Source organism: Paracoccus aminovorans, from assembly GCF_001546115.1.
Lineage (GTDB): Bacteria > Pseudomonadota > Alphaproteobacteria > Rhodobacterales > Rhodobacteraceae > Paracoccus > Paracoccus aminovorans_B.
The window spans coordinates 2,153,566-2,177,161 of sequence record NZ_KQ955208.1; the positions used below are offsets into that span (position 1 = coordinate 2,153,566).

Consider the following 23,596-nt stretch of genomic DNA (forward strand, 5'->3'; position numbering starts at 1 on the left):
ACCCCCGCCATGCGCCCCGGCGGGGGAAAGGTCAACCGGGGGCTTAGTCCGGGCGGCGGATGATCTCGGCGAATTCGCCGAAAAGCTGCGGGTTCGCGGTCACGACCGAGCCGGTCTCCAGCGGGTTCTCGCCCCGGATCGGCTCCAGCCGGCCGCCGGCCTCTTTCACCAGCAGGATGCCGGCGGCGATGTCCCAGGGCTGGTTGCCGCGTTCCCAATAGCCGTCGAAGCGGCCGGCCGCGACATAGGCCAGGTCCAGCGAGGCCGCGCCCCAGCGCCGCACGCCCGCCGTCAGCGGCATCAGCCGGCCGAGGTCGCGCAGCGTCGCCGGCAGCATCGGCCGGCCGGCGAAGGGCACGCCGGTGGCGAAAATCGCCTCGATCATCTGCCGGCGGCCGGACACACGGATGCGGCGGTCGTTCAGGAAGGCGCCGTCGCCGCGCTCGGCGGTGAAGAGCTCGTCCTTGGCGGCGTCGAAGACGACCGAGGCGACGATCTCGCCCTTGTGCTCCAGCGCGATGCTGACCGCCCAATGCGGCAGGCCATGCAGGAAGTTGGTGGTGCCGTCCAGCGGGTCGACGATCCAGCGCCGGGTCGGGTCTTCGCCGGCTTCCTCGCCGGTCTCCTCGCCCAGCCAGCCATAGTTCGGGCGGGCGTTGCGCAGGTCTTCCTTGATGATGCGTTCGGCCTCGCGGTCGGCGCGGCTGACGAAATCGCCGGCGCCCTTGACCGAGACCTGAAGGTTTTCCACCTCGCGGAAGTCCTTGACGAGGCTGCGGCCCGCCTTGCGCGCGGCCTTGATCATGATGTTGAGATTGGCGCTGGCCATGGGGATTCCTTTTTCGGGATTGGCGCCCTCATAGGGCAAGGCCAAGCGGAAGTGAAGGTCAGGGTGTGGCGATCAGCATGTAACCCGGGTGAAAGGCCAGCCGGGCCGAGGTGATCGCGCCCAGGTCGTTGAAGGTGGTGCGCTGCAGGATCAGAAGCGCGGTGCCCTGCCGGGTTTCCAGCAGCCTTGCGTTGCGGGCATCGGCGTTCTCGGCCGAAAAGGCCATGTCGGCCCGCGACCAGGGGAAATTCCTGACCAGCCATTCGTTGGCGTTGATGCGCTGGAAGTCGATGGCCTCGGCGCCCGGCGCCGCCACCGGGTTGATCCAGCGGTCCTCGACCTGGAAGGGCCTGCCGTCGCCGTAATGCACGGTGCGCAGGTGGATCAGCACCCGGCCCTCGGGCAGGGCCATGCGGGCGGCGGCCTCGGCCGGCAGAGGCGAGCGCTTCTGCGCCACGACGCGGTGGCTGTATTCCATGCCGGCGCCCTCGATCTGCTCGCGCACGATGGGGATGGTCAGCGTGGCCTTGCGGGCCGGGTTCACCGTGACATGGGTGCCAGCCCGGCGCTTGCGGTCCAAGAGCCCCTCTTCGGCCAGCAGTTGCAGGGCCTTGTTCACCGTGGCGCGGGCGACGCCGAATTCGACGGCCAGTTCGGCCTCGTCCGGGATGCGGTCGCCCTGCCGCCATTCGCGGTCGACGATGCGGCGGCGCACCTCGCTGGTGATGGCTTGCGCCTTGCTGGCGGATTTCTCGGTCACATGCGGTCCTGAAGCCGGGCGATGGTTGCCAGATAATCGGCGATGATGCGGTCATGGTCCATATGTCTGCCGCCCTGCACGACATGGCGGCCGGCGGCCCAGACATCGCGGACCAGACCGTCATGGCCGGCAAAGACCAGGCTGTCGAGCATCTGGTCGCCCGTGCGGCCCGCCATCACCGGATTGGCGCGGTCGACGGCGACCAGATCGGCCCAGAGCCCGGGTGCAATCGCCCCGGTCTCGCGCCCCGCCGCCGTGGCGCCGCCGTCGAGCCCGGCCTGATACAGCACCCGGCCGGTCGAGCGTTCCGGGGTGGCCAGGATCGCCCTGCCGCGGTCGCGCAGGCGCTGGCTGTATTCCAGCGTGCGCAACTCCTCGACCAGCGAGATGCGGATGTTGCTGTCCGAGCCGAAGCCGTAGCGCGCGCCGGCCTCGGCCCAGATCGTGCCGTTGAAGATGCCGTCGCCAAGGCTGGATTCGGTGATCGGGCACAGGCCCGCCACGGCGCCGGTGGCGGCCAGGCGGCGGGTCTCGTCCTCGGTCATGTGGGTCAGGTGGATCAGGGTCCAGCGCCGGTCGGGGGCGTGGTTCTCCAGCAGCCATTCGACCGGGCGGCGGCCATAGGCGGCGCTGATCTCCTCGATCTCGGGCACTTGTTCGGCCAGGTGCATGTGCAGCGGGCGGCCGGGGCGCAGCGCCACGCATTCCGCCAGCCCCTCGGGCGAGACGGCGCGCAGGCTGTGCGGCGCGATGCCGATGCCGGCGTCGGCGGGCAGGGCGCTGAGCGCGGTCTCGGCGCCCTCGACCAGCCGCAGGAATTCCTCGGGCGTGGTGCCGAACCGGTTCTGGCCCGGCGCCAAGGGACGGCGGTCCACGCCGCCGAACTGGTAATGCACCGGCAAAAGCGTCAGGCCGATGCCCGAGCGCGCGGCGGCGGCGGCGATGCGTTCGGCCATCTCGGCAATATTGTCGTAGTGGCCGCCGCCGGGACGGTGGTGCAGATAGTGGAATTCGACATTGGTGGCATAGCCGGCCTCCAGCATCTCCATCTGCACCAGCGCCGCGATGGATTCGACGTCATCGGGCGTCAGGTGGTCGAGAAAGCGATACATGATCTGGCGCCAGGTCCAGAAGGTGTCGCGTGGCTCCGGCCCCCTGGCCTCGCTAAGCCCGGCCATGGCGCGCTGGAAGGCGTGGCTGTGCAGGTTCGCCAGCGCCGGCAGCAGCAGCGGCACGGCCGCGCCGCCGCTGACGCCGGCCTCAACGGCGGCGATTCGGCCCCGATCCACCGTCACGCAGACATTTTCCGCCCAGCCATCGGGCAGCAAGGCCCGTTCTGCCCAGATCTTTTCCATTGCGCCGCCCTTTTCTGTGCGAAAATAAGTTTAGACATAGACTGGAATTAAGTTTAGACATAGAAGCAACGAGAAATCAATCCGGGACGAATGGCCGATGCAGGTTTTCAGCAATGCCCAGATCGCGACCATGGCTGATCCGTCAGGGGGTTACGGGCTGATCGAGCGCGGCGCCATGGTCGTCGAGGATGCGCGAATCAGTTGGGTCGGCGCCGAATCCGATCTGCCGGCGCGCTATGCCGGCGCGACGCGGCAGGATCTGGGGGGGCGGCTGGTCACGCCGGGGCTGATCGACTGCCACACCCATATCGTCTTTGGCGGCGACCGCGCCCGCGAGTTCGAGATGCGGCTGGAGGGCGCCAGCTATGAAGAGATCGCCCGCGCCGGCGGCGGCATCCTGTCCAGCGTCCGCGCCACCCGCGCGGCGGACGAGGCCGCGCTGCTGAAAGCCGCGCTGACCCGCGTCGACCACCTGATCGCCGAGGGCGTGACTACCATCGAGATCAAGTCGGGCTATGGCCTGACCGTCGCCGACGAGCTGAAGATGCTGCGCGTCGCCCGGCTGATCGAGGCGCGCCGCCCGGTCCAGGTCCGCACCACCTGGCTGGCCGCCCATGCCCTGCCGCCGGAATACAAGGACGACCGCCAGGGCTATATCCGCGATGTGGTGCTGGCCGGGATGGACGCCGCCCATGCCGAGGATCTGGCCGATGCTGTGGACGGTTTCTGCGAGGGCATCGCCTTTTCCCGCGAGGAGATGGCGGTGATCTTCGATCATGCGAAAAGCCTCGGCCTGCCGGTCAAGCTGCATGCCGAGCAGCTGTCCAACCTGCATGGCGCGGCCATGGCGGCCGAGCATGGCGCGATTTCGGCCGATCATCTGGAATGGCTGGGCCAGGACGGCGTCGATGCCATGGCGGCATCCGGCACCGTTGCCGTGCTGCTGCCCGGCGCCTTCTATACGCTGCGCGAGACCAGGCTGCCCCCCGTCCAGGCGTTGCGTGATGCCGGGGTGGCGCTGGCGCTGGCGACCGATTGCAACCCCGGCACCTCGCCGCTGACCTCGCTGCTGCTGACGATGAATATGGGCGCGACGCTGTTTCGCATGACGCCCAGCGAATGCCTGGCCGGCGTCACCCGCAACGCCGCCCGCGCCCTGGGCCTGACCGACCGGGGCGTGATCGCCGCCGATCTGCGCGCCGACCTGGCGGTCTGGGACGCAGCCCATCCGGCGGAGCTGACCTATCGCATCGGCTTCAACCCGCTTCACTCCCGCATCTTCGGAGGCGACTTTGTCTGAACTGATCCTGATCCCCGGCGAAACCACACTGGCGCAGCTCGAGCGCGTCTGGCGCGAGGGCCTGGCCGTGCGGCTGGCCGACAGCGCCCGGCCCGGCATCGCCGCCTCTGCCGCCCGCATCGAAGCTGCCGCCAATGGCGACGTGCCGGTCTATGGCGTGAACACCGGCTTCGGCAAGCTCGCCTCGATCAAGATCGCGTCCAAGGACACCGCGACGCTGCAACGCAACCTGATCCTGTCGCATTGCTGCGGCGTGGGCGAGCCGGTCGAGCTGGAAACCGTGCGCCTGATCATGGTGCTGAAGCTTCTGTCGCTGGGCCGCGGCGCCTCGGGCGTGCGTCCCGAGGTCATCGCGCTGATCGAGGCGATGCTGGCCCGCGGCGTGCTGCCGGTGATCCCGTCGCAGGGCTCGGTCGGCGCCTCGGGCGACCTGGCGCCGCTGGCGCATATGGCCGCCGCCATGCTGGGCGAGGGCCGCGCGACTTATGACGGCCGCGAGATGCCCGCGGCCGAGGCGCTGGCCGCCGCCGGGCTCGCGCCCGTGGTGCTGGCCGCGAAAGAGGGTCTGGCGCTGATCAACGGCACCCAGGTCTCGACCGCCTTCGCGCTGGCGGGATTGTTCGATGCCTTCGCCAGCGCCCGGGCGGCGCTGGTCACCTCCTCGCTGTCGACCGATGCGATCATGGGCTCGACCGCGCCCTTCCTGGACGAGATCCACACCCTGCGCGGCCATCGCGGCCAGATCGTCGCGGCGCGGACGATCCGGGCGCTGATGGAGGGCTCCGAGATCCGCGAAAGCCACCGGATCGGCGATACCCGGGTGCAGGATCCCTATTGCATCCGCTGCCAGCCGCAGGTCACCGGCGCCTGCATCGACCTGCTGACCCAGGTCGGGCGCACGCTGGAGATCGAGGCCAATGCCGCGACCGACAACCCGCTGGTGCTGGTCGGGGCCGACCGCATCGTCTCGGGCGGGAACTTCCATGCCGAGCCGGTGGCCTTCGCCGCCGACCAGATCGCGCTGGCGATCGCCGAGATCGGCGCGATTTCACAGCGCCGCATCGCGCTGATGGTCGATCCGGCGCTGAGCCATGACCTGCCGCCCTTCCTGACCCCCGATCCGGGCCTGAATTCGGGGCTGATGATCGCGGAAGTGACCTCGGCGGCGCTGATGTCGGAAAACAAGCATCTGGCGACGCCCTGCTCGACCGACTCGACGCCGACCTCGGCCAACCAGGAGGATCACGTCAGCATGGCCGCGCATGGCGCGCGCCGGCTTCGCCGCATGAACGCGAACCTCGCGCATATCCTGGGGATCGAGGCGCTGTGCGCCAGCGCCGGCGTCGAGTTCCGCGCGCCGCTGAAGACCTCGGGCCCGCTGCAGAAGGTCATCGCTACGCTGCGCGCGACGATCCCGGCGCTGGACCAGGACCGCTACATGGCCCCCGACCTGGCCGAGGCGGCGCGGCTGATCCACGACGGCACCCTGGTCGCGGCTGTGCCGGCCGACCTGCTGGCCGACCTGCTGGCCGAGGTGACGGCATGATCCCGGTCGAGGTCGTCCAGGGGGACAGCCCGGTCATCCTGGGCCTGCCCCATACCGGCACCTGGCTGCCGGCTCATGTCGAGGCGGCGCTGAACCCGCGCGGCCGGGTGCTGGCCGATACCGACTGGCATATCGAGCGGCTTTACGACGGGCTGCTGCCCGGCGCGACCACGGTGCGGGCGACCTTCCACCGCTATGTCATCGACGCGAACCGCGGCCCGGACGACGCGAGCCTCTATCCCGGCCAGAACACCACCGGCCTGGTGCCGCTGACCGATTTCGACGGCGCGCCGATCTGGGAGGTGGAGCCGAGTGCCGAGGAGATCGCCACCCGCAAGGCGCAGTTCCACGCCCCCTATCACGCCGCGCTGGCCGCCGAGATCGCGCGGGTGAAGGCGAAGCACGGGGTCGCGATCCTTTACGACTGCCACTCGATCCGCTCGGTGATCCCGTTCCTGTTTCAGGGCGTGCTGCCGGATTTCAACATCGGCACCAACGGCGGGGCGTCCTGCGCGCCGGCCATCGAGGCCGCCACGCAGGAGGTCGCAGCCGCGACGGGCCGGACCCATGTTCTGAACGGCCGTTTCAAGGGCGGCTGGACGACGCGGCATTACGGCCAGCCGGGGCAGGGCGTCCACGCGATCCAGATGGAACTGGCGCAATCCACGCATCTGGCGACCGAGGCCCCGCCCTTTGCCTATGACGCGCAGAAGGCCGAGGCGCTGCGGGGGCCGCTGAAGGAGATCCTGACCCGCCTTGCGGCGCTGGCGCCGGAGCTGCGGGCATGAAGCCACTGGCCGGAATCAAGGTGCTGGACCTGTCGCGGGTGCTGGCCGGGCCCTATGCGACGGCGCTACTGGCCGACCTGGGGGCCGAGATCATCAAGCTGGAGCCGCCCGCGGGCGACGACTACCGCCATATCGGCCCGTTCAAGGACGGCGAAAGCGCGCTGTTCACGCTGAACAACCGCGGCAAGCAAAGCCTGGTGCTGGACCTGAAAAACCCGGCCGACCTGGCGCTGGCGCGTGCCATCGCGGCGCAGGTGGACGTGGTGGTGGAAAACTTCCGCCCCGGCGTCGCGGCCCGGCTGGGGCTGGGTGCCGAGGACTTGCGCGCGGCGAATCCGCGGCTGGTCTATTGCTCGATCTCGGGCTTTGGGCAGGACGGGCCGTTCCGCGACCTGCCGGCCTATGACCTGGTGGTGCAGGCCATGTCGGGCCTGATGGCCGGCACGGGCGAGGAGGGCGGCGCGCCGCTGAAGACCGGCGAAAGCATCGCCGACCTGCTGGCCGGCCTGTTCGCGAGCTGGGCCATCATGGCGGCGCTGGTGGGCCGGAATGCCAGCGGCCAGGGCGCGGTGCTGGACGTGGCGATGTATGACGCGCTGTTTTCCATGCTGACCACCAGCCATGCGCTGCATTTCTATGCCGGGAAGCTGCCGCAGCGGGTCGGGAACCGCCATCCCTTGTCGACGCCCTTCGGCTGCTTTGCCACCAGCGACGGGCAGGTGGTGATCGCGGTGCTGTCGGGCAAGCAATTCGCCGCGCTGGCACAGCTGATCGGCGCCCCCGAGGCGGCGGCAGACCCGCGTTTCGCCAGCGACGAAGCGCGCACCGCGCACGAGCCCGAGATCAAGGCGCTGATCGAGGCCTGGTCCTCGACGCAGAGCACCGAGGCCGCCGTGGCGGCGCTGGCCGGTGCAGGCCTGCCCGCCGCGCCGATCTGGGACATCGCCCAGGCGGCCGACAGTGACCACGCCCGCGCGCGCGGGTTGGTCAGCCTGCTGGGCCGCACCCCGGTCGTCGGCCAGCCGGTGCGTTTCGACGGCGAGAAACCCCTGGCCGGCAGCCCGGCCCCGCGGCTTGGCGGCGACCGTGCCGCCATCCTGCGCGCATTCGGATTGGAGGAAACCGCATGAGCGACGACTGGCCCATGCTGGCCGAAGAGGAACGGCTGTTCTGCGACGTGCTGGAGCGCATCTGCGCCGAGCGGATCGCGCCCAAGGCGGCGGAAACCGACGAGACTTCGGGTTTCGTCCATGACCAGCTTGCCGTGCTGGGCGAGGCCGGCATGATGGGCGCGAACCTGCCCGAAGCCTATGGTGGCAGCGGCATCTCGGCCCCGGCGCTGTTGCGCGCGGTCGCCATCGTGGCGGGGGCCTGCGGGTCCACGGCCTCGGCGCTGACGGCGCATTACCTGGCGACCGACTCGATCCTGATCGGCGGGTCGGAATCGCAGAAGCAGGAATGGCTGCAAAAGGCCGCGACGGGCGAGGCGCTGGGCGCCTTCGCCCTGACCGAGCCGACCGCCGGCTCGGACCCCGCCGACATGAAGACCCGCGCCCGCCGCACGGAAACCGGCTGGCACCTGAAGGGCACGAAATGCTTCATCTCGAACGGCGGCGTGGCGGATTTCATCGTCGTCTATGCGGTGACCGATCCCGACAAGGGCCATCGCGGCATCTCGGCCTTCATCCTGCCGAAAGGGACGCCGGGGCTGGAGCCGGGCGCGCCGGAAAAAACCATGGGGCTGAAGGGCGGGCATGTGTTCACCCTGAACCTCGACTGCCAGCTGCCCGAGGATGCCCTGCTGGGCGAGGAGGGCAGGGGCTTTCGCACCGCCATGCAGGTGCTGGACAACGGCCGCATCGAGGTCGCGGCGCAATGCCTGGGGCTGGCGAAAGCGGCCATGGACGCCGCCATCGCCTATGCCAAGGACCGCGTGATCGGCGGCGAGCGGCTGACCGACCGCCAGGGCATCCGCTGGATGATCGCCGACATGGGCGTCGCCTGGCGTTCGGCGCTGCTCTTGTCGCAGGATGCCGCGCGCCAGCGCCAGCACGCCCATGACCACGGCGGGCGCTTCTCGCTGGCCTCGAGCATGGCGAAACTGGCTGCCAGCGAGGCGGCGGGCAAGATCGCCGACACCGCGCTGCAACTGCATGGCGGCTATGGCTATACCCGCGATTTCCCCATCGAACGCATCGCCCGCGATCTGCGCATCATGCGGATCTACGAAGGTTCGTCCGAAATCCAACGCATCATCATTTCCGGCAACATGCTGGCCTGAACGGAGACCGAGATGGACAACCCCCAGACCAATCCGCGTCACAATACCCGCGACATCTTCCCGCCCACCGGCACCGAGATCACCGCGAAAAGCTGGCTGACCGAGGCGCCGATGCGGATGCTGATGAACAACCTGCATCCCGACGTGGCCGAGAACCCGCATGAGCTGGTGGTCTATGGCGGCATCGGCCGCGCCGCCCGCACCTGGAAGGATTTCGACCTGATCGTCGACAGCCTCAAGAAGCTGGAGACCGACGAGACCCTGCTGGTGCAATCCGGCAAGCCGGTCGGCGTGTTCAAGACCCACAAGGACGCGCCGCGGGTGCTGATCGCCAACTCGAACCTGGTGCCGCATTGGGCGAACTGGGACCATTTCAACGAGCTGGATAAGAAGGGCCTGGCCATGTATGGCCAGATGACCGCCGGTTCCTGGATCTATATCGGCAGCCAGGGCATCGTTCAGGGCACCTACGAGACCTTCGTCGAGGCCGGGCGCCAGCACTATGGCGGCGATCTGAAGGGCAAGTGGATCCTGACCGCCGGGCTTGGCGGCATGGGCGGCGCCCAGCCTCTGGCCGCGGTCATGGCCGGCGCCTGCTGCCTGGCGGTGGAATGCGACGAGACCCGCGCCGATTTCCGCCTGCGCACCCGCTATGTCGATGAAAAGACCCACAGCCTCGACGAGGCGCTGGAGATGATCGACCGCTGGACCAAGGCCGGCGAGGCGAAATCCGTGGCGCTGATCGGCAATGCCGCCGACGTGTTCCCGGAACTAGTCAAGCGTGGCGTGCGTCCCGACATTGTGACCGACCAGACCTCGGCCCACGACCCGGTGCATGGCTACCTGCCGCAGGGCTGGACCGTCGCCGAATGGCGTGCGCGGCAGGAGACCGATCCCAAGGCGGTGGCCGCCGCCGCCCGCAAGTCGATGCGCCAGCAGGTCGAGGCCATGGTGGCCTTCCATGACGCAGGTATCCCGACGGTCGATTACGGCAACAACATCCGCCAGATGGCGCTGGAAGAGGGCTTCGAGCGCGCCTTCGCCTTCCCGGGCTTCGTGCCGGCCTATATCCGGCCCTTGTTCTGCAAGGGCATCGGTCCGTTCCGCTGGGCGGCGCTGTCGGGCGATCCCGAGGACATCCTGAAGACCGACCAGAAGGTCAAGGAACTGGTCGACGACCCGCATCTGCACAACTGGCTGGACATGGCGCGCGAGCGCATCAGCTTCCAGGGCCTGCCGGCGCGGATCTGCTGGGTCGGCCTTGGCATCCGCCACAAGCTGGGCCTCGCCTTCAACGAGATGGTGCGCAACGGCGAACTGAAAGCGCCCATCGTCATCGGCCGCGACCATCTCGACTCGGGCTCGGTCGCCTCGCCGAACCGGGAAACCGAGGCGATGCAGGACGGCTCGGACGCGGTGTCCGACTGGCCGCTGCTGAACGCGCTGCTGAATACCGCCTCGGGCGCGACCTGGGTGTCGCTGCACCATGGCGGCGGCGTCGGCATGGGCTTTTCGCAGCATTCCGGCATGGTGATCTGCTGCGACGGCAGCGAGGATGCCGATGCCCGGCTGGCGCGCGTGCTGTGGAACGACCCGGCCACCGGCGTCATGCGCCATGCTGACGCGGGCTATCAGATCGCGCTGGACTGCGCGCGGGAGCACGGGTTGAATCTGCCCGGGATTCTCTGATCCAAGGGGCGCGGGTGCGCAACGCACCGCCCCCGCGCCCGTCACCTGTCCAACAACGGAGAAAGACATGAGTTTTCACATGAGCCTGAAAGCCGCCGCCATCAGCCTGATCGCGCTGGGCACCGCCGCGCAGGCCGACCAGCTGGCCGACATCAAGGCGGCGGGCAAGATCGTCACCGCGACCGACATGCACTATGCCCCCTTCGACATGCTGAACAATGGCACCTATGAGGGCATGACCAAGGACCTGTTCGACGAGGTTTCCAAGGAAATCGGCGTCGAGCCGGTCTATCAGGACATCCCCTGGACCGCCGAGCTGCCGGGCCTGGAAGTCAAGAAATTCGACATCGTCATCGCGCCCGTCACCATCACGCCCGAGCGGCTGGAGCGTTACACCTTCACCCTGCCGATCGCCGATGCCACCGTCTCGCTGGTCAAGGCCGCGAACAGCGACCTGAAGAAGCCCGAGGACATCAAGGGCAAGACCGTCGGCGTCCAGCAGGGCACCGCGCAGTTCAAGCAGCTGCAAGCCTATGGCGAAAGCCTGGGCGGCGTGAACGTCAAGGAATACGGCACCACCGACGAGGCCTATGCCGACCTGGTCGCCGGCCGGCTGGACGCGGTGGCGGGCTCGCTGCCGAACCTGACCTATCTGGTCAAGAACCGCCCCGAGAGCTTCGCGCTGTTCGAGCCGGCGCAATTCGGCCAGCCGACCTATTTCGCCTGGGTGCTGCGCAAGGATGCCGACAGCGACAGCTTCGCCAAGGCGATCAACGACGCCATCCTGAAGATGACCGACGACGGCCGCGTCAAGGCGATCCAGGAGAAATGGCTGGGCAGCTATACCGAACTGCCGCGCGAAGTCCCGGCGAACTGAGCCCCGCCCACGCAAACCGTGCCGGCGCGGGGCCAGCGCCCCGCCCGGACCTTCCGGCGCCCTGCCGCGCGCCGGACGCAAGACGCGGGCAACGGGGATGGTCCCCGCCCGCCATCGTCAGGACAAGGCGTGCATGTTTTCCATCCCTGTCTTTCTTGAAAGCTTCCAGCCGCTGTTCTGGGCCGCGCGCTATACGCTGCTGATCTCGGTCTTGGGCATCGGCCTGGGGCTGGTGATCGGCACGCTGGTCTGCGCGGCGCGGCTGTCGCCCTATCCGGCGCTGCGCGCCTTCGGCGGGCTCTGGGTCAGCTTCCTGCGCGGCGTGCCGCTGCTGGTGCAGCTTCTGGTCTTCTATTACTCGCTGCCGGTGATCGGGATCGACATCCCGGCCACCGCCGCCGCGGTGATCTGCGTCGGCGTCTGCGCCAGCGCCTATATCAGCGAGATCTGGCGCGGCGCCATCGCCGCCCTGCCGCGCGGCCAGACCGAGGCCGCCACCGCCATCGGCATGACCCCGCGCGACACCTGGATCCGGGTGATCCTGCCGCAGGCCTTCACCCTGTCGCTGCCGGCGCTGGTCAACGAGCTGATCCTGCTGGTCAAGGCCAGCTCGCTGGTTTCGGTCGTGGGCATCCTGGAGATCACCCGGGCGAGCCAGGCCCAGGCCGCGACCACCTTCCGCCCGCTGGAAGTCTATATCGCGGCGGCCTGCATCTATCTGGCGATCAACCTGTGCCTTGCGGCGCTGGGACGCTACCTTGAACACAGGACGGCCGTGTGATGGACCTGATCGAACAATACGGCCCGATGCTGCTGCGCGGCTTCGGCGTCACCGTGCTGTGCTGGATCCTCGGCACGATCTTCGGCATGGCACTGGGGCTGGTGATCGCGCTGGTCCAGCGTTACGCGCCGCGCCCGGTGCGCTGGCTGATCCAGGTCTATATCGAGGTGATCCGCGGCACGCCCTTCCTGGTCCAGCTCTTCGTGCTCTATTACGGCGGCCCGCTGGTCGGGCTGCGGCTGGACGCGCTGCCGGCGGGCCTTTTGGGCCTGACCATCTATGGCAGCCCCTATTTCGCCGAGATCTTCCGTTCCGGCTTCCGCGCCGTGCCGCATGGCCAGATCGAGGCGGCGCGTGCCATCGGCATGGCCGAGCCCGCCATCATCCGCCGCATCCTGCTGCCGCTGGGCCTGGTCTCGGCGCTGCCGGCGCTGGTCAATTTCTCGATCATCCTGACCAAGGAGACGGTGATCCTGTCGATCATCACCGTGCCCGAGCTGATGTATCAGGTCAGCCGCATGTCGACCGAGACCTTCCGCTATGTCGAGGCGAACCTGGTGCTGGCGCTGTTCTTCTGGCTGCTGGTCGAGACGATCAGCCGGCTCGGCCGCCGGTTCGAGCGCCGCATCACCCAACATCTGATCGAAAGGACCTGAGCGATGCAGGCATCCTCCGTCGAGATCCGCAAGGTCAACAAGTTCTACGGCCCCTTCCACGCGCTGAAGGACGTGGACCTGTCCATCCCGCCCGGCAAGGTGACCTGCCTGATCGGGCCCTCGGGCTCGGGCAAGTCGACGCTTCTGCGCTGCATCAACTTCCTCGAGGCATACGACTCGGGCGAGATCCGCATCGACGGGCAGCTGATCGGCTATGACAGCCCGGGCCGCAAGATGACCGGCCGCCGCTTGCGCGAGATGCGGCGCGGCATCGGCATGGTGTTCCAGCAGTTCAACCTGTGGCCGCATATGACCGCGCAGCAGAACGTGGCCGAGGGGCTGATCCGCGTGCGCGGCCTGGCGCGCAGCGAGGCCGAGCGGCGCGCCGCCGAGGCGCTGGCCAAGGTGGGCCTGGCCGACAAGATGGGCAACCACCCGGCGCGGCTGTCGGGCGGTCAGCAGCAGCGCGTCGCCATCGCCCGCGCCATCGCCATGGAGCCGCGGCTGATGCTCTTCGACGAGCCGACCTCGGCCTTGGACCCGGAGCTGGTGGGCGAGGTGCTGAACGTGATGAAGGCGCTGGCCGCCGAGGGCATGACCATGGTCGTGGTCACGCATGAGATGGGATTCGCCGCCCATGTCGCCGACCAGGTCGCCTTCATGGAAAAGGGCGAGCTGGTCGCGGTGGACAGCCCGCAGGGCATCTTCCAGGTGCCGAAGGATGCGCGCATCCAGAACTTCCTGCGCACCTATCACGAACGCAACAGTTTCTGAGTGGGGCGCGCGGGGGCTCTGCCCCCCGCCTGGCCGGCCCCTCGACGGGGCCGGCCAGGCGTCCCCCGGGATATTTCCACAAGAAAGAAAGCCGGGGTGCTGGGGTTGCGCCGGGGCGCGGGCGGCATAACTGACAGGGGCAACTTGCAGGAGCGCCTCATGTCCAAGCTATTCGAGCCGATCACCCTGGGTCGGCACAGCCTTCGCAACCGCATCGTCATCGCGCCCATGTGCCAGTATTCCGCCAAGGACGGCTGCATGACCGACTGGCACATGCAGCACCTGGGCAGCTTGGCGCAGTCCGGCGCCGGCATCCTGACCATCGAGGCGACCGCCGTGACGCCCGAGGGGCGCATCTCGCATGCCGATGTCGGGCTTTACGACGCGGCGACCGAGGCCGCGATGGGCCGGGTCATGCGCGCGATCCGCGACTGGTCGGACATGCCGGTCGCGATCCAGCTGGCCCATGCCGGGCGCAAGGCCTCGACCGCGCGGCCCTGGGACGGCGGGGCGCAGATCGCGCCGGATGCGGTGGACGGCTGGCAGACGCTGGCGCCCTCGGGCCTGGCCTATGCCGCCGATGACAATCCGCCCGAGGCCCTGGATGCGGCGGGGCTGGCCCGCATTCGCGAGGGTTTTGCCGAAGCCGCGCGCCGCGCCCTGCGGCTGGGTATCGACGCGATCCAGATCCATTGCGCGCATGGCTACCTGCTGCACGAATTCCTGTCGCCGCTGTCGAACCGGCGCGAGGACGACTACGGCGGCAGCCTGGAGAACCGGATGCGCTTTCCGCTGGAGGTCTTCGACGCCGTGCGTGCCGCCGTGCCCGAGGGCTATCCGGTCACGGTCCGGGTCTCGGGCACCGACTGGGTCGAGGGCGGCTGGGACGTCGAGAGCACCGTGGCCTTTGCCCGCGCGCTCGAGGCGCGGGGCTGCGACGCGATCCATGTCTCCTCGGCCGGGCTCGACCCGCGGCAGGCGATCCCGGTCGGGCCGAACTATCAGGTGCCGCTGGCGCGGGCGGTCAAGGCGGCCGTCTCGATGCCGGTCATCGCAGTGGGGTTGATCACCGAGCCCGAACAGGCCGAGGCGATCCTGGGCACCGGCGATGCCGACCTGATCGCCATCGGCCGCGTCGCGCTTTACGATCCGCGCTGGCCCTGGCATGCGGCGGCGAAGCTGGGCGACAGCCTGCCGGTGTCGCCGCAATACCTGACCGCCGCGCCGCGCCAGGCGCGCGGGCTGTTCCAGCGCGGCTGAGGCCGTGCGCCCCGCTCGCGGCGGCCCCGGGGGCTCAGCCCGCCAGGTCGCCCTGATGCGGGTCGTGCATGTCGAAGACCAGCATGCCGTCCTCGGGCAGCTTGCGGCCGGTCCAGGCCGGATGGCGCAGCGAGCGTTCCGCGTCGTCCAGCCCGTCGCGCCAATGGTCCAGCATCGACAGGCGCGAGAATTCGTAATCCTTGGAGGTGCCTTCGTAATCGGCGTGGCGATGGATCAGGTGCATCAGGCTGACCGGCTGCGAGGGGCCGGCCTCGATCAGCCGCTTCAGGTCGGGATCGTCGCGGAATTCGGCCGGCAGCCGGGCTTGTAGCCGGCGCGCGGCGCGGGCCAGCGCATGGCGGGCGCGGAATTCGTCGGTGTTGAGGCGGGTGCGGCTGGAGAAGCGGATCTCGCGCTCGCGCTGCTCGACATGGGCCATGGTATGGGGCAGGCCGTCGCGCGAGGGATAGAGATCGACCTGATAGATGCAGAGCGGGCGCTGGTGCGGCTTTTCCAGCACCACCTGCAGGGGCGAGTTCGACACCAGCCCGCCGTCCCAATAGTGCCGGCCGTCGATCTCGACCGCGGGGAAACCCGGCGGCAGCGCGCCCGAGGCCATGATGTGATCGACGGTGATCCGGGTCTCGCTGCTGTCGAAGCTGGTGAAATTGCCGGTCTGCACATCGACGGCACAGACCGTCAGCCGGGGGCCGGCACCGTTCAGCAGGTCGAAGTCCACCAGCTCCAGCAGCGTCTCGCGCAGGGGCGCGGTGTCGTACCAGCTGGTCTGGCGCATCAGCCCGGGCAGGAACGAGAACACGTCCGGCATGCGCGGGCGAAAGAAGCCCGGCGCGCCCAGCATGGTGGTCATCGTCGCCCGGCTTTCGTTGCAGAAGGCGCGCATCTGGTCGGGCAGCAGCGCGCCCTCCAGCGGCGTGCCCATCAGCCAGGGCGCGCCGGTCACGCCCTCCCAGAAGCGGCGCAGCGCCTGAAGCCGCTGGCTCGGCGGGTTGCCGGCGATCAGCGCCGCGTTGATCGAGCCGATCGAGATCCCGGCCAGCCATTCCGGTTCCTGCCCGGCCTTGCACAGCGCCTCATAGGCGCCGGCCTGATAGGCGCCCAGCGCCCCGCCGCCTTGCAGGACGAAGACGATTTTCTCGGGATCTCGGCTTTGGCTTGCGACCATCATGACACCATTCAACACGCATCTCGGGGTGGCAGGCTAGGGCGCCGGCAGGCGGATTTCCATAAGTCTCTGCAATCCGGGGGAAAGTCTTGCCGTAACGTCAACTTGCGCAAACCTCTGCCCGGCCGGGGCTTTCGGGCAAAAAAGCCGCGACAAGCGTTGCCCTGCGGCGCGGGCGGTCTATATTGGCGCATGACCCAAGCGGAGCCAGACGCCGATACGCGCATGATCGACGATCCTTGTGAGAGATGGGCGGCATTCCGCCGCGCTCTCGGCCCGGCCCATCCCAGAAAGCACCCGAGTCCCTCCCATGTGGATTGAGATTGCGATCGTCCTTGTCCTGACGTTGCTGAACGGCCTTCTGGCCATGTCCGAGCTAGCCATCGTCTCGGCCCGCCCGGCCCGGCTGAAGGTGATGGCCGAGCGTGGCGACCGGGGCGCGGCGACCGCGCTCGTGCTGGCCGAGGATCCGGGACGATTCCTGAGCTCGGTGCAGATCGGCATCACCCTGGTCGGTGTGCTGTCGGGCGCCTTTTCCGGCGCCACGCTGGGCGCGCGGCTGGCGGCGGCGCTGCCGGGCTGGGGCGTGCCGGCCTCGGTCGCGCAGCCCTTGGGCATGGGCGGCGTGGTGGTGGCGATCACCTATCTGTCGCTGATCATGGGCGAGCTGGTGCCGAAGCAGATCGCGCTGCGCGCGCCCGAGCAGATGGCGGCCCGCGTCGCGCCGCTGATGCGGACCATTTCCAAGGTGGCGGCGCCGCTGGTCTGGCTCTTGGACCGCTCGGGCAAGCTGGTGCTGGCCGCGCTGGGCCAGTCGGGCGGCGACCGCCAGGGCATCAGCGACGAAGAGATCCGGCTGATGATTTCCGAGGCCGAGACGGCGGGCGTCATCCACCGCGCCGAAACCGAGATGATCGCCGGCGTCATGCGCATCGCCGACCGCTCGGCCCGCGGGCTGATGACGCCGCGCCGCGACATCCCGGTGATCGATGTCGCCGACAGCTGGCAAGAGATGGCGCGCAAGTTCCACGAAAGCCGCCGCACCCGCCTGCCGGTGGGCGACGGCGATCCGAACAACCTGATCGGCGTGGTCGCAAGCGTCGACCTGATGTCGCAAAGCCGCGCCCAGGCCATCGACCTGCGCGAGGTCATGCATCCGGCCCCGATCATTCCCGAGACCATGGATGCGCCCGAGGTCATCGCCCGGCTGCGCGCCGCGCCGGGGCAGATGCTGCTGGTCTATGACGAATACGGCCATTTCGAGGGCGTGGTGACGCCGATGGACGTGCTGGAGGCGATCACCGGCGAATATGCCGGCCTGGACGACGACGAGCCCAAGATCGTCGAGCGCGACGACGGCAGCCTGCTGGTCGCCGGCTGGATGCCGGCGGACGAATTCGCCGACCGGCTGGGCGTGCCCTTGCCCGAGGATCACGATTATTCCACCGCCGCCGGGCTGGTGCTGGAGCTGGCCGGGCAATTGCCGCAGGCCGGCGACCGCGTGGACTGGCAGGGCTGGCGCATCGAGGTCGTGGACCTGGACGGCCGCCGCATCGACAAGCTGCTGGTGGACCGGCTGCCCGTTTAAGCCGGGATTGTCATTGCGGCTTCCGGTGATAGGCTGGGGTTATGAACTTCACCCTGCGCCAGATCACCTATTTCCTTGCCGTCGCCCGGATGGGCAATTTCGGCCGTGCGGCCGAGACGGTGCATGTCTCGCAGCCGGGCCTGTCGAGCCAAATCGCCCAGCTGGAGGGCCGTCTGGGCGGCGCGCTGTTCGAGCGGGGCGCCGGCGCCGGCCCGGTGCGGCTGACCGTCCTGGGCGAGCGGCTGCTGCCGCTGGCGCAAGAGTTGATCGACACCGCCAAGCGGCTGGATGCGGCTGCGCGGGCCGGGCGCTCGGCGCTGTCGGGGCGGCTGCGGCTGGCGATCATCCCGACCGTGGCGCCCTATCTGATCCCGCATCTGGTGCCGGCGCTGCGGGCCGGGCATCCGGCGCTGGAGCTGGAATTGCACGAGGTCGTCACCGACGATCTGACCGCCGGCGTCGCCAGCCACCGCTTCGACGCCGGCATCATGGCGCTGCCGGTGGGCGAGGCCGGACTCGAGGCCGTGCCGGTGCTGCGCGACAGCTTCCTGATCGCGCTGTCCGAGGATGACACCACCTATCTGTCCGGCCCGGCGCGGCCCGAAAGCATTCAGGCCGAGCGGCTGCTGCTGCTGGCCGACGGGCATTGCCTGCGCGACCAGGCGCTGGAGGTCTGCGGGCTGCGCAACCCGCGCCGCAAGCTGAACCTCGAGGCGGCCTCGATGGCGACGCTGATGCGGATGGTGGCCAGCGGCATGGGTATGACGCTGATCCCGCAACTGGCGCTGGCGGATGAAAATCGCGACGGGCGGCTGCGGATCGTGCCCTTTGCCGATCCGGCGCCCTCGCGCGACCTGGCGGTGGTCTGGCGCCGCAATGCCGAGGCCGGGGCCGATGCCCGCGCCCTGGCCGAGGTGGTGCGCGGCCTTGCGCCGGTGCTGGGCGTGGCGGCGATCCCGGCGGCGGGCGCGGCCTGAACGGAAAACGCCGGCCAGGGCGGCCGGCGGTTCGCGGTCTAGTCGATCCTGACCGGCAGGGACAGCGTGATGCTCCTGCCCGAGGGATGCGCGGGCAGGCGCGGCATCCGCGCGACCTGGCGGCTCAGCGCCGCGTCATTCGCCGCATTCCCGGTCGAGCTGGCCAGCCTGGTGCCCGCCACCCGGCCGCTGGGATCCACGGTGAAGTTCAGGTTCACCACGATCGCACCCTGTCCCTTGATCCGGGTGCGTCTCATGTGGCGCGACACGGCCGAGTTCACCTTGGACTGCCAGCTGGCGATCTGGCGAGGGCTGGCGACGCCGGCGTCGGCGGTGGGCGCGGCGGTGCGGTCGGATTTCGGCGCGCGCACCTGTGTGGTGGCCTTGCGGGCCTCCTGCTTTTCGGGCGCGCGCTCCTTGACCTCGCGCTTTTTCTCCACCGGCTTCTTTTCGACGATCTTCGGCTCGGGCTCGGGCTCCGGCTTCTCGGGGCGCTCGCGCGGGCGCTCGGACTTTTGCAGCACCAGCGCGTCGGGCGGCGGCGGGAACAGCGTGTTCATGTCCGGGATCTGTTCGAGCTCCGGCAGCGGCAGGTCGATCTCGGGCTCGGGCTCCGGTTCGGCCTCGGCCAGCTCGGGCATCTCTTCCTCTTCCGGCGGCGCGGCGGCCTCGGGCAGCGGGGCCAGTTCGACGAAGACCGGCTCGGGCAGGCCCGGCGGCGCGGCCGCCTCGGCGCTGTGCAAAAGCCACAGCGCGCCGCCCAGATGCGCCGCCAGGACCAGGACGGCCGCCCCGCCCCAAAGCGCACCGTCGCGCAGCGCCATGGCGGATCTGGTGGTCATGGCCGGGGTGCTCCTCCGGTTGCGGGCGCGGCAGCGGCGGGCGCGGCCGGGGCAGGGGCCGCCGCCGCATCAGGCGCGGTGCCGGGCGCCGCGGGCGCGGCTTCCAGCCCGACCAGCGCGATCTTCAGATAGCCGGTTTCGCGCAGCGTGTTCATGACGCCCATCAGGTCGCCATATTGCACTTCCTTGTCGGCACGCAGGAAGATGCGGGTTTCCTTGTTGTTCTCGGTCGCCGCGCCCAGGGCGGCGGCCATCCCGCCGGCGGGCACGTCCTCATTGCCGATCGCCAGCGTCAGGTCGGGCTTGACGGTGACATAGACCGGCTGGTCCGGGCGCTGCGCCGGGGTCGCGTTCGACACCGGCAGGTCCACGTTCACATCGACCGTCGCCAGCGGCGCCGCCACCATGAAGATGATGAGCAGCACCAGCATCACGTCGATGAAGGGGGTGACGTTGATCTCGTGGTTCTCGACCAGATCGTCGCCCTGGGTTTCGCGAATGCCGCCGGCCATGGCTCAGACCTCCGTGCGCGCGACGGCGCCGCGGAAATCGAGGTCGCGGCTGACCAGCCGGCGCACCCCGGCCGAGGCATTGGCAAGCCGAAGCCGGTAGCCGGTGATGGCGCGGGCGAAGACGTTGTAGATCACCACGGCCGGGATGGCCGCGACCAGGCCGATGGCGGTGGCGAGCAGCGCCTCGGCGATGCCCGGCGCCACCACGGCCAGGTTGGTGGTCTGCGCCTGCGAGATGCCGATGAAGCTGTTCATGATGCCCCAGACGGTGCCGAACAGCCCGACGAAGGGCGCGGTCGAGCCGATGGTGGCCAGGACGCCGGTGCCCCGGCTCATGCGGCGGCCGGCGACGGCCTCGATACGGTCCAGATGCGATTCGACGCGCTCCTTGACGCCGCTGTCGCCGGCCTGGTCCAGCGCCGGGGCCGAGCGGTCGTATTCGGTCGCGGCGGCGCGGATCATGCGCGAGACCGGGTCGCGGCGGCGGCCGGCGGCGCTGAGGGCCGAGGGCAGGCTGGTCGCGGTCTCGATCCGGCGGATCCCGGATTGCGCGCGCTTCATGGCGCCGGCCAGTTCCAGCATCTTGGCGACCAGCACGGTCCAGGTGATGACCGAGGCGAATGCCAGGCCGATCATCACGCCCTTCACCACCCAGTCGGCGGCCAGGAACATGCCCCAGGGCGACAGGTCGTGCGGCAAGGTCGGGTCGCGCGGGGCTGGGTTCAGCATCGGCTCGAGCGCGTCTTGCAGCGCCTGCGGCAGGATGCTGGAGCCGGCCGGCTCGGGCTGCGCCTGGGGCGCCGCGGCTTGGGCGGCAGGCGTTTCGGCCGGGGCGGCTGCGGGGGTCTCGGGGGCAGACGGGGCGGGGGTGGTGGCCGGGGCCGGGGTGGCCGGCGTCTCGGCGGCCGGGGTTCCGGCTTCCGGGGCGGTCGTCGACGGCGCGGTCGCCGGGGCGGGCTGGGTCTGGACCTCGGGCGCGGCCGGGGCCGGCTGGGTCGCCGTGCTGTCCTGGGCGGCGATGGGCGTGGCCAGCATCAGGCAGGCAAAGGCCAGGGCGGTCCCCGCGCGATGGCGCGGCAGCGTCAGGTTGGTCATGGTGATCCTTAGTCTTTCCGGCATTCGATCCGTCCGCTTCTTGCTTGGGCTCGGCACATGCGAAAACGCGCCGCCTTGACGCCTTTGGCCGCGGCTTGGCGTTCGTATCGAACAGCAAGGTAAAATTGTCAACTATTGCGCCCGACAAAGCGTTAATCTTTGTCGTTCCAATAGGCGGAGAGGTGGGTTTGCCCGCTATGGTGGTGCAATTCGCCCAAGATCACCGCCTTCAGCGAATCGATTCCCGAGCGGGCCGTGGCGATCCACAGGAAGCAGCCCGGGTCGGGCGGGCTGGCGCGCAGCCGCCGGCACAGCGCCGCCGCGCCCTGCGGCAGGTGGTGCCGCCGGATGCCGGGCGCGGCCGGGAAAGGATAGTCCGCGCGGGCGCCGAGCAGGAACAGGTCGCCCTCGGCGCTGCCGGCGCGGGCTTCCAGGATGCGGGCCAGCGCCGGATAGGCGGTCTCGTCGCCGGCCAGGACCAGGCGCGGCGCCTGCGGGATGCCGCCGCCGCTGGGGCCGAGCAGCCCGGCCGGCGCGCCCGCCGTTGCGGTGCGGGCCCAGGCGATGGCGCGGCCGCCGGCATGGTCGAAGATGTCCAGATCCAGCCAGCACCGGCCGGGGTCGATGGCGCGGGTGGTATAGACCGGGCGGTGCAGCGCCCTGGCGCCGCACGGCCAGACCACCTGGCCATTGCCACCCAGCACCGGCCATTCCGGCGCCGCGTCGCCGGGCTGGGGCAGCACCAGGCGGAAATGCAACGAATCGTCGCCGGCAAAGCGGTGCAGCCCCGGCGCCTCCAGCCGCACGCGCCAGAAATCCGCGCTGATCCGGCGCGAGGACACCAGCCGCGCCAGGCTGAAATTCGCCGGCGGCCGGCCGGCATCGGCGGCCGAGGGCCAGCGCAGCGCCGCAGCGGCCGCGGGCAGGTGATGCGCCAAGTGCTCGCCGATCGCCTGCTGCATCGCGGCCAGCGCGTCGGCGCGATGGGCGCGGGCAAAGACCAGCACGCCGTCGCCGCGCTTCCTGGCGCCGAACTCGCCCTGCTCGACCTGGCACCAGATCGAGCGGCCATTGCCGGTGTGCAGGTCCAGGCCATGCTGGGCGGCCTCGGCGCGGATCAGCTGCTCGACGGGGGCGAAGTCCTGGCCGGGCAACAGGGCCTCGGACTGGAATTCGGGCAGGGGCGTGGTGCGCATGGCGGGGTCCGTTCGCGGTTCGCCGTCAGGGTCGGGCCTGCGCGGGCGCCGCGCAAGCCCCCGATCTCAGGCCCGGTATCAGGCCAGCCGGGCGAGTTCCGCGGCGGCGGCCTCGACCGCGCCCGGGCCGTGCGGGATCCCGAGCGCGGTCAGCCCGGCCTCGATCACCGCCAGCACGCCCAGCAGCTGATGCGCATTGGCATGGCCCATATGGGCGATGCGCAGCGCATTCTCGGGGTCGGGCGCGCCGAGGCCGATGCCCAGCGTCACCCCGGCCTTGGCGGCGGTCCAGGCCCGCAATGCCTCGGCGCGCGGCAGCACGGCGGCGGTGACCGAGCGCGCCCGGCCGTCCGGGTCGGCAATCAGCGGACCGATGCCGTGGCCGCCCGCGTTCCAGCGCGCGAGCGCGGTCCAGGTGGCGCGGGCCAGTCCCTCGTGCCGGGCCCAGGCGGCGGGCAGGGTCTCTTCGTCCAAGAGCATCCGCATCGCCTCGTTCACGCCGAAGATGTGCTGGACCGGCGGGGTGCCGCCCCAGAACTGCCACAGCTGCTCGGCCTGCGTGCGCGGGGTCCAGTCCCAATAGGGCGTGGCGAGATCGCTGCGGCCGCGCGCCTTGACCCGGTCCGAGAACCAGACGAAGGCCAGGCCCGGCGGCAGCATCAACCCCTTCTGGCTGGCCGAGACCAGCAGGTCGATGCCCCATTCGTCCATCCGCATCGGCTCGCAGCCCAGCGAGGCGATGGCATCGACGGCGAAGAAGGCCGGGTGGTCGCCCATGGCGGCGCGCAGCGCGGGAATGTCGGCGCGGGCGGAGCTGGCGGTATCGATCTGGCAGACCAGCACGGCCTTGATGTCATGCACGCGGTCCTGTGCCAGCCGGTCGGCCAGGCGCTGCGGGTCGGGCGGTGCCAGGCCGAAGTCCAGCGTCTCGACCGCGATGCCGACGGCCGCTGCATTCTCGGCCCAGGCCTTGCCGAAATGGCCCGAGGTCAGCACCAGCGCCCGATCGCCGCGGTGAAACAGGTTGACGTTCGCCGCTTCCCACCCGGCATGGCCATTGCCGATATAGGGCGCGAGATGCGCCTGCGTGCCGGCGAGCCGCTTCAGCGCGGCGACCATGGCGCGGTTCTCGGCCGCCAGATCCTCGCCATAGATATCGGGCGAGGGGCGGTGCATGGCGCGCAGCACCCGCTCCGGCACCGGCGAGGGACCGGGAATGGCAAGGACGGCGCGACCCTGGGCAAAGCTCATGCGGGAAGCCTTTCTGATGATGCGCCATCGGTAGGACGGGCATTGTGCAAGGT

22 protein-coding genes are annotated in these 23,596 nt (G+C 69.8%); 13 read left to right on the forward strand and 9 right to left on the reverse strand.

Features of this window, described 5'->3' with window-relative positions:
- Positions 1 to 43: 43 nt before the first annotated feature.
- Genes ASV56_RS11015 through ASV56_RS11025 form a run of 3 tightly spaced genes read right to left on the reverse strand, consistent with a single transcriptional unit; the run spans position 44 to position 2,944 of the window.
- Positions 44 to 829 (reverse strand): inositol monophosphatase family protein, encoded by a 786-nt coding sequence (locus ASV56_RS11015; protein WP_062562012.1) that lies wholly within the window; start codon positions 827 to 829, stop codon positions 44 to 46.
- 58 nt (positions 830 to 887) lie between these two features.
- Positions 888 to 1,589 (reverse strand): GntR family transcriptional regulator, encoded by a 702-nt coding sequence (locus ASV56_RS11020; RefSeq protein ID WP_062562013.1) that lies wholly within the window; start codon positions 1,587 to 1,589, stop codon positions 888 to 890.
- The gene (locus ASV56_RS11025) at positions 1,586 to 2,944 is read right to left on the reverse strand and encodes a formimidoylglutamate deiminase (RefSeq protein ID WP_062562014.1); all 1,359 of its coding nucleotides are present in this window, start codon (positions 2,942 to 2,944) and stop codon (positions 1,586 to 1,588) included. The genes ASV56_RS11020 and ASV56_RS11025 overlap by 4 nt, the downstream gene beginning before the upstream one ends.
- A 97-nt stretch (positions 2,945 to 3,041) precedes the next feature.
- Here ASV56_RS11025 and hutI point away from each other — a divergent pair, with 97 nt between their 5' ends.
- From hutI to ASV56_RS11080, 11 genes are all read left to right on the forward strand, one after another.
- The gene (gene hutI, locus ASV56_RS11030) at positions 3,042 to 4,244 is read left to right on the forward strand and encodes an imidazolonepropionase (RefSeq protein WP_062562015.1); all 1,203 of its coding nucleotides are present in this window, start codon (positions 3,042 to 3,044) and stop codon (positions 4,242 to 4,244) included.
- A complete protein-coding gene (gene hutH, locus ASV56_RS11035) occupies positions 4,237 to 5,790 on the forward strand; it encodes a histidine ammonia-lyase (protein ID WP_062562016.1) in 1,554 nt (517 codons plus the stop codon). The genes hutI and hutH overlap by 8 nt, the downstream gene beginning before the upstream one ends.
- Positions 5,787 to 6,578 carry an N-formylglutamate deformylase gene (gene hutG / locus ASV56_RS11040; RefSeq protein WP_062562017.1) on the forward strand — a complete coding sequence of 264 codons (792 nt, stop codon included), beginning with the start codon at positions 5,787 to 5,789 and terminating at the stop codon, positions 6,576 to 6,578. Before hutH ends, hutG begins: the two co-directional genes overlap by 4 nt.
- Complete coding sequence (locus ASV56_RS11045; RefSeq protein ID WP_062562018.1) at positions 6,575 to 7,708, forward strand: CaiB/BaiF CoA transferase family protein; 1,134 nt, start codon at positions 6,575 to 6,577, stop codon at positions 7,706 to 7,708. The genes hutG and ASV56_RS11045 overlap by 4 nt, the downstream gene beginning before the upstream one ends.
- Complete coding sequence (locus ASV56_RS11050) at positions 7,705 to 8,859, forward strand: acyl-CoA dehydrogenase family protein (RefSeq protein ID WP_062562019.1); 1,155 nt, start codon at positions 7,705 to 7,707, stop codon at positions 8,857 to 8,859. Before ASV56_RS11045 ends, ASV56_RS11050 begins: the two co-directional genes overlap by 4 nt.
- A gap of 12 nt (positions 8,860 to 8,871) precedes the next feature.
- A complete protein-coding gene (gene hutU / locus ASV56_RS11055) occupies positions 8,872 to 10,548 on the forward strand; it encodes a urocanate hydratase (RefSeq protein WP_062562020.1) in 1,677 nt (558 codons plus the stop codon).
- Between the two features lie 67 nt (positions 10,549 to 10,615).
- Positions 10,616 to 11,425: a transporter substrate-binding domain-containing protein gene (locus ASV56_RS11060; protein WP_062562021.1), complete on the forward strand. Its 810-nt coding sequence runs from the start codon at positions 10,616 to 10,618 to the stop codon at positions 11,423 to 11,425.
- Positions 11,426 to 11,558: 133 nt separating this feature from the next.
- Positions 11,559 to 12,206, forward strand: coding sequence for an amino acid ABC transporter permease (locus ASV56_RS11065; RefSeq protein ID WP_062562325.1), 648 nt, complete (start codon positions 11,559 to 11,561; stop codon positions 12,204 to 12,206).
- The gene (locus tag ASV56_RS11070) at positions 12,206 to 12,862 is read left to right on the forward strand and encodes an amino acid ABC transporter permease (protein WP_062562022.1); all 657 of its coding nucleotides are present in this window, start codon (positions 12,206 to 12,208) and stop codon (positions 12,860 to 12,862) included. The genes ASV56_RS11065 and ASV56_RS11070 overlap by 1 nt, the downstream gene beginning before the upstream one ends.
- 3 nt (positions 12,863 to 12,865) lie before the next feature.
- Positions 12,866 to 13,636 (forward strand): amino acid ABC transporter ATP-binding protein, encoded by a 771-nt coding sequence (locus ASV56_RS11075; RefSeq protein ID WP_062562023.1) that lies wholly within the window; start codon positions 12,866 to 12,868, stop codon positions 13,634 to 13,636.
- A 159-nt stretch (positions 13,637 to 13,795) separates the two neighbouring features.
- Positions 13,796 to 14,896 (forward strand): NADH:flavin oxidoreductase/NADH oxidase, encoded by a 1,101-nt coding sequence (locus tag ASV56_RS11080; protein WP_062562024.1) that lies wholly within the window; start codon positions 13,796 to 13,798, stop codon positions 14,894 to 14,896.
- A 34-nt stretch (positions 14,897 to 14,930) separates the two neighbouring features.
- Here the strand turns inward: ASV56_RS11080 and ASV56_RS11085 are convergent, their stop codons facing one another.
- Entirely contained in the window at positions 14,931 to 16,082 is a 1,152-nt protein-coding gene (locus ASV56_RS11085; protein WP_253879957.1) for a DUF3734 domain-containing protein, read from the reverse strand.
- A gap of 310 nt (positions 16,083 to 16,392) precedes the next feature.
- Between ASV56_RS11085 and ASV56_RS11090 the strand changes: the two genes are divergently transcribed.
- Complete coding sequence (locus ASV56_RS11090) at positions 16,393 to 17,670, forward strand: hemolysin family protein (RefSeq protein WP_062562026.1); 1,278 nt, start codon at positions 16,393 to 16,395, stop codon at positions 17,668 to 17,670.
- A 41-nt stretch (positions 17,671 to 17,711) separates the two neighbouring features.
- Positions 17,712 to 18,647, forward strand: coding sequence for a hydrogen peroxide-inducible genes activator (locus ASV56_RS11095; RefSeq protein ID WP_062562027.1), 936 nt, complete (start codon positions 17,712 to 17,714; stop codon positions 18,645 to 18,647).
- A gap of 38 nt (positions 18,648 to 18,685) precedes the next feature.
- On the opposite strand, the gene ASV56_RS11100 is transcribed toward ASV56_RS11095, so the two are convergent.
- The 5 genes from ASV56_RS11100 to ASV56_RS11120 all read right to left on the reverse strand — a co-directional run bounded on the left by ASV56_RS11100 (position 18,686) and on the right by ASV56_RS11120 (position 23,543).
- Positions 18,686 to 19,489: an energy transducer TonB family protein gene (locus tag ASV56_RS11100; RefSeq protein WP_062562028.1), complete on the reverse strand. Its 804-nt coding sequence runs from the start codon at positions 19,487 to 19,489 to the stop codon at positions 18,686 to 18,688.
- Positions 19,486 to 20,001 (reverse strand): TonB system transport protein ExbD, encoded by a 516-nt coding sequence (gene exbD / locus ASV56_RS11105; RefSeq protein WP_017999516.1) that lies wholly within the window; start codon positions 19,999 to 20,001, stop codon positions 19,486 to 19,488. The genes ASV56_RS11100 and exbD overlap by 4 nt, the downstream gene beginning before the upstream one ends.
- A 3-nt stretch (positions 20,002 to 20,004) precedes the next feature.
- Positions 20,005 to 21,096, reverse strand: a complete 1,092-nt coding sequence (exbB, locus tag ASV56_RS11110) for a tonB-system energizer ExbB (RefSeq protein ID WP_062562029.1) — start codon at positions 21,094 to 21,096, stop codon at positions 20,005 to 20,007.
- A gap of 152 nt (positions 21,097 to 21,248) precedes the next feature.
- Positions 21,249 to 22,292 (reverse strand): siderophore-interacting protein, encoded by a 1,044-nt coding sequence (locus ASV56_RS11115; protein ID WP_062562030.1) that lies wholly within the window; start codon positions 22,290 to 22,292, stop codon positions 21,249 to 21,251.
- A gap of 78 nt (positions 22,293 to 22,370) precedes the next feature.
- Positions 22,371 to 23,543, reverse strand: a complete 1,173-nt coding sequence (locus tag ASV56_RS11120) for a pyridoxal-phosphate-dependent aminotransferase family protein (protein ID WP_062562031.1) — start codon at positions 23,541 to 23,543, stop codon at positions 22,371 to 22,373.
- Positions 23,544 to 23,596: the final 53 nt, after the last annotated feature.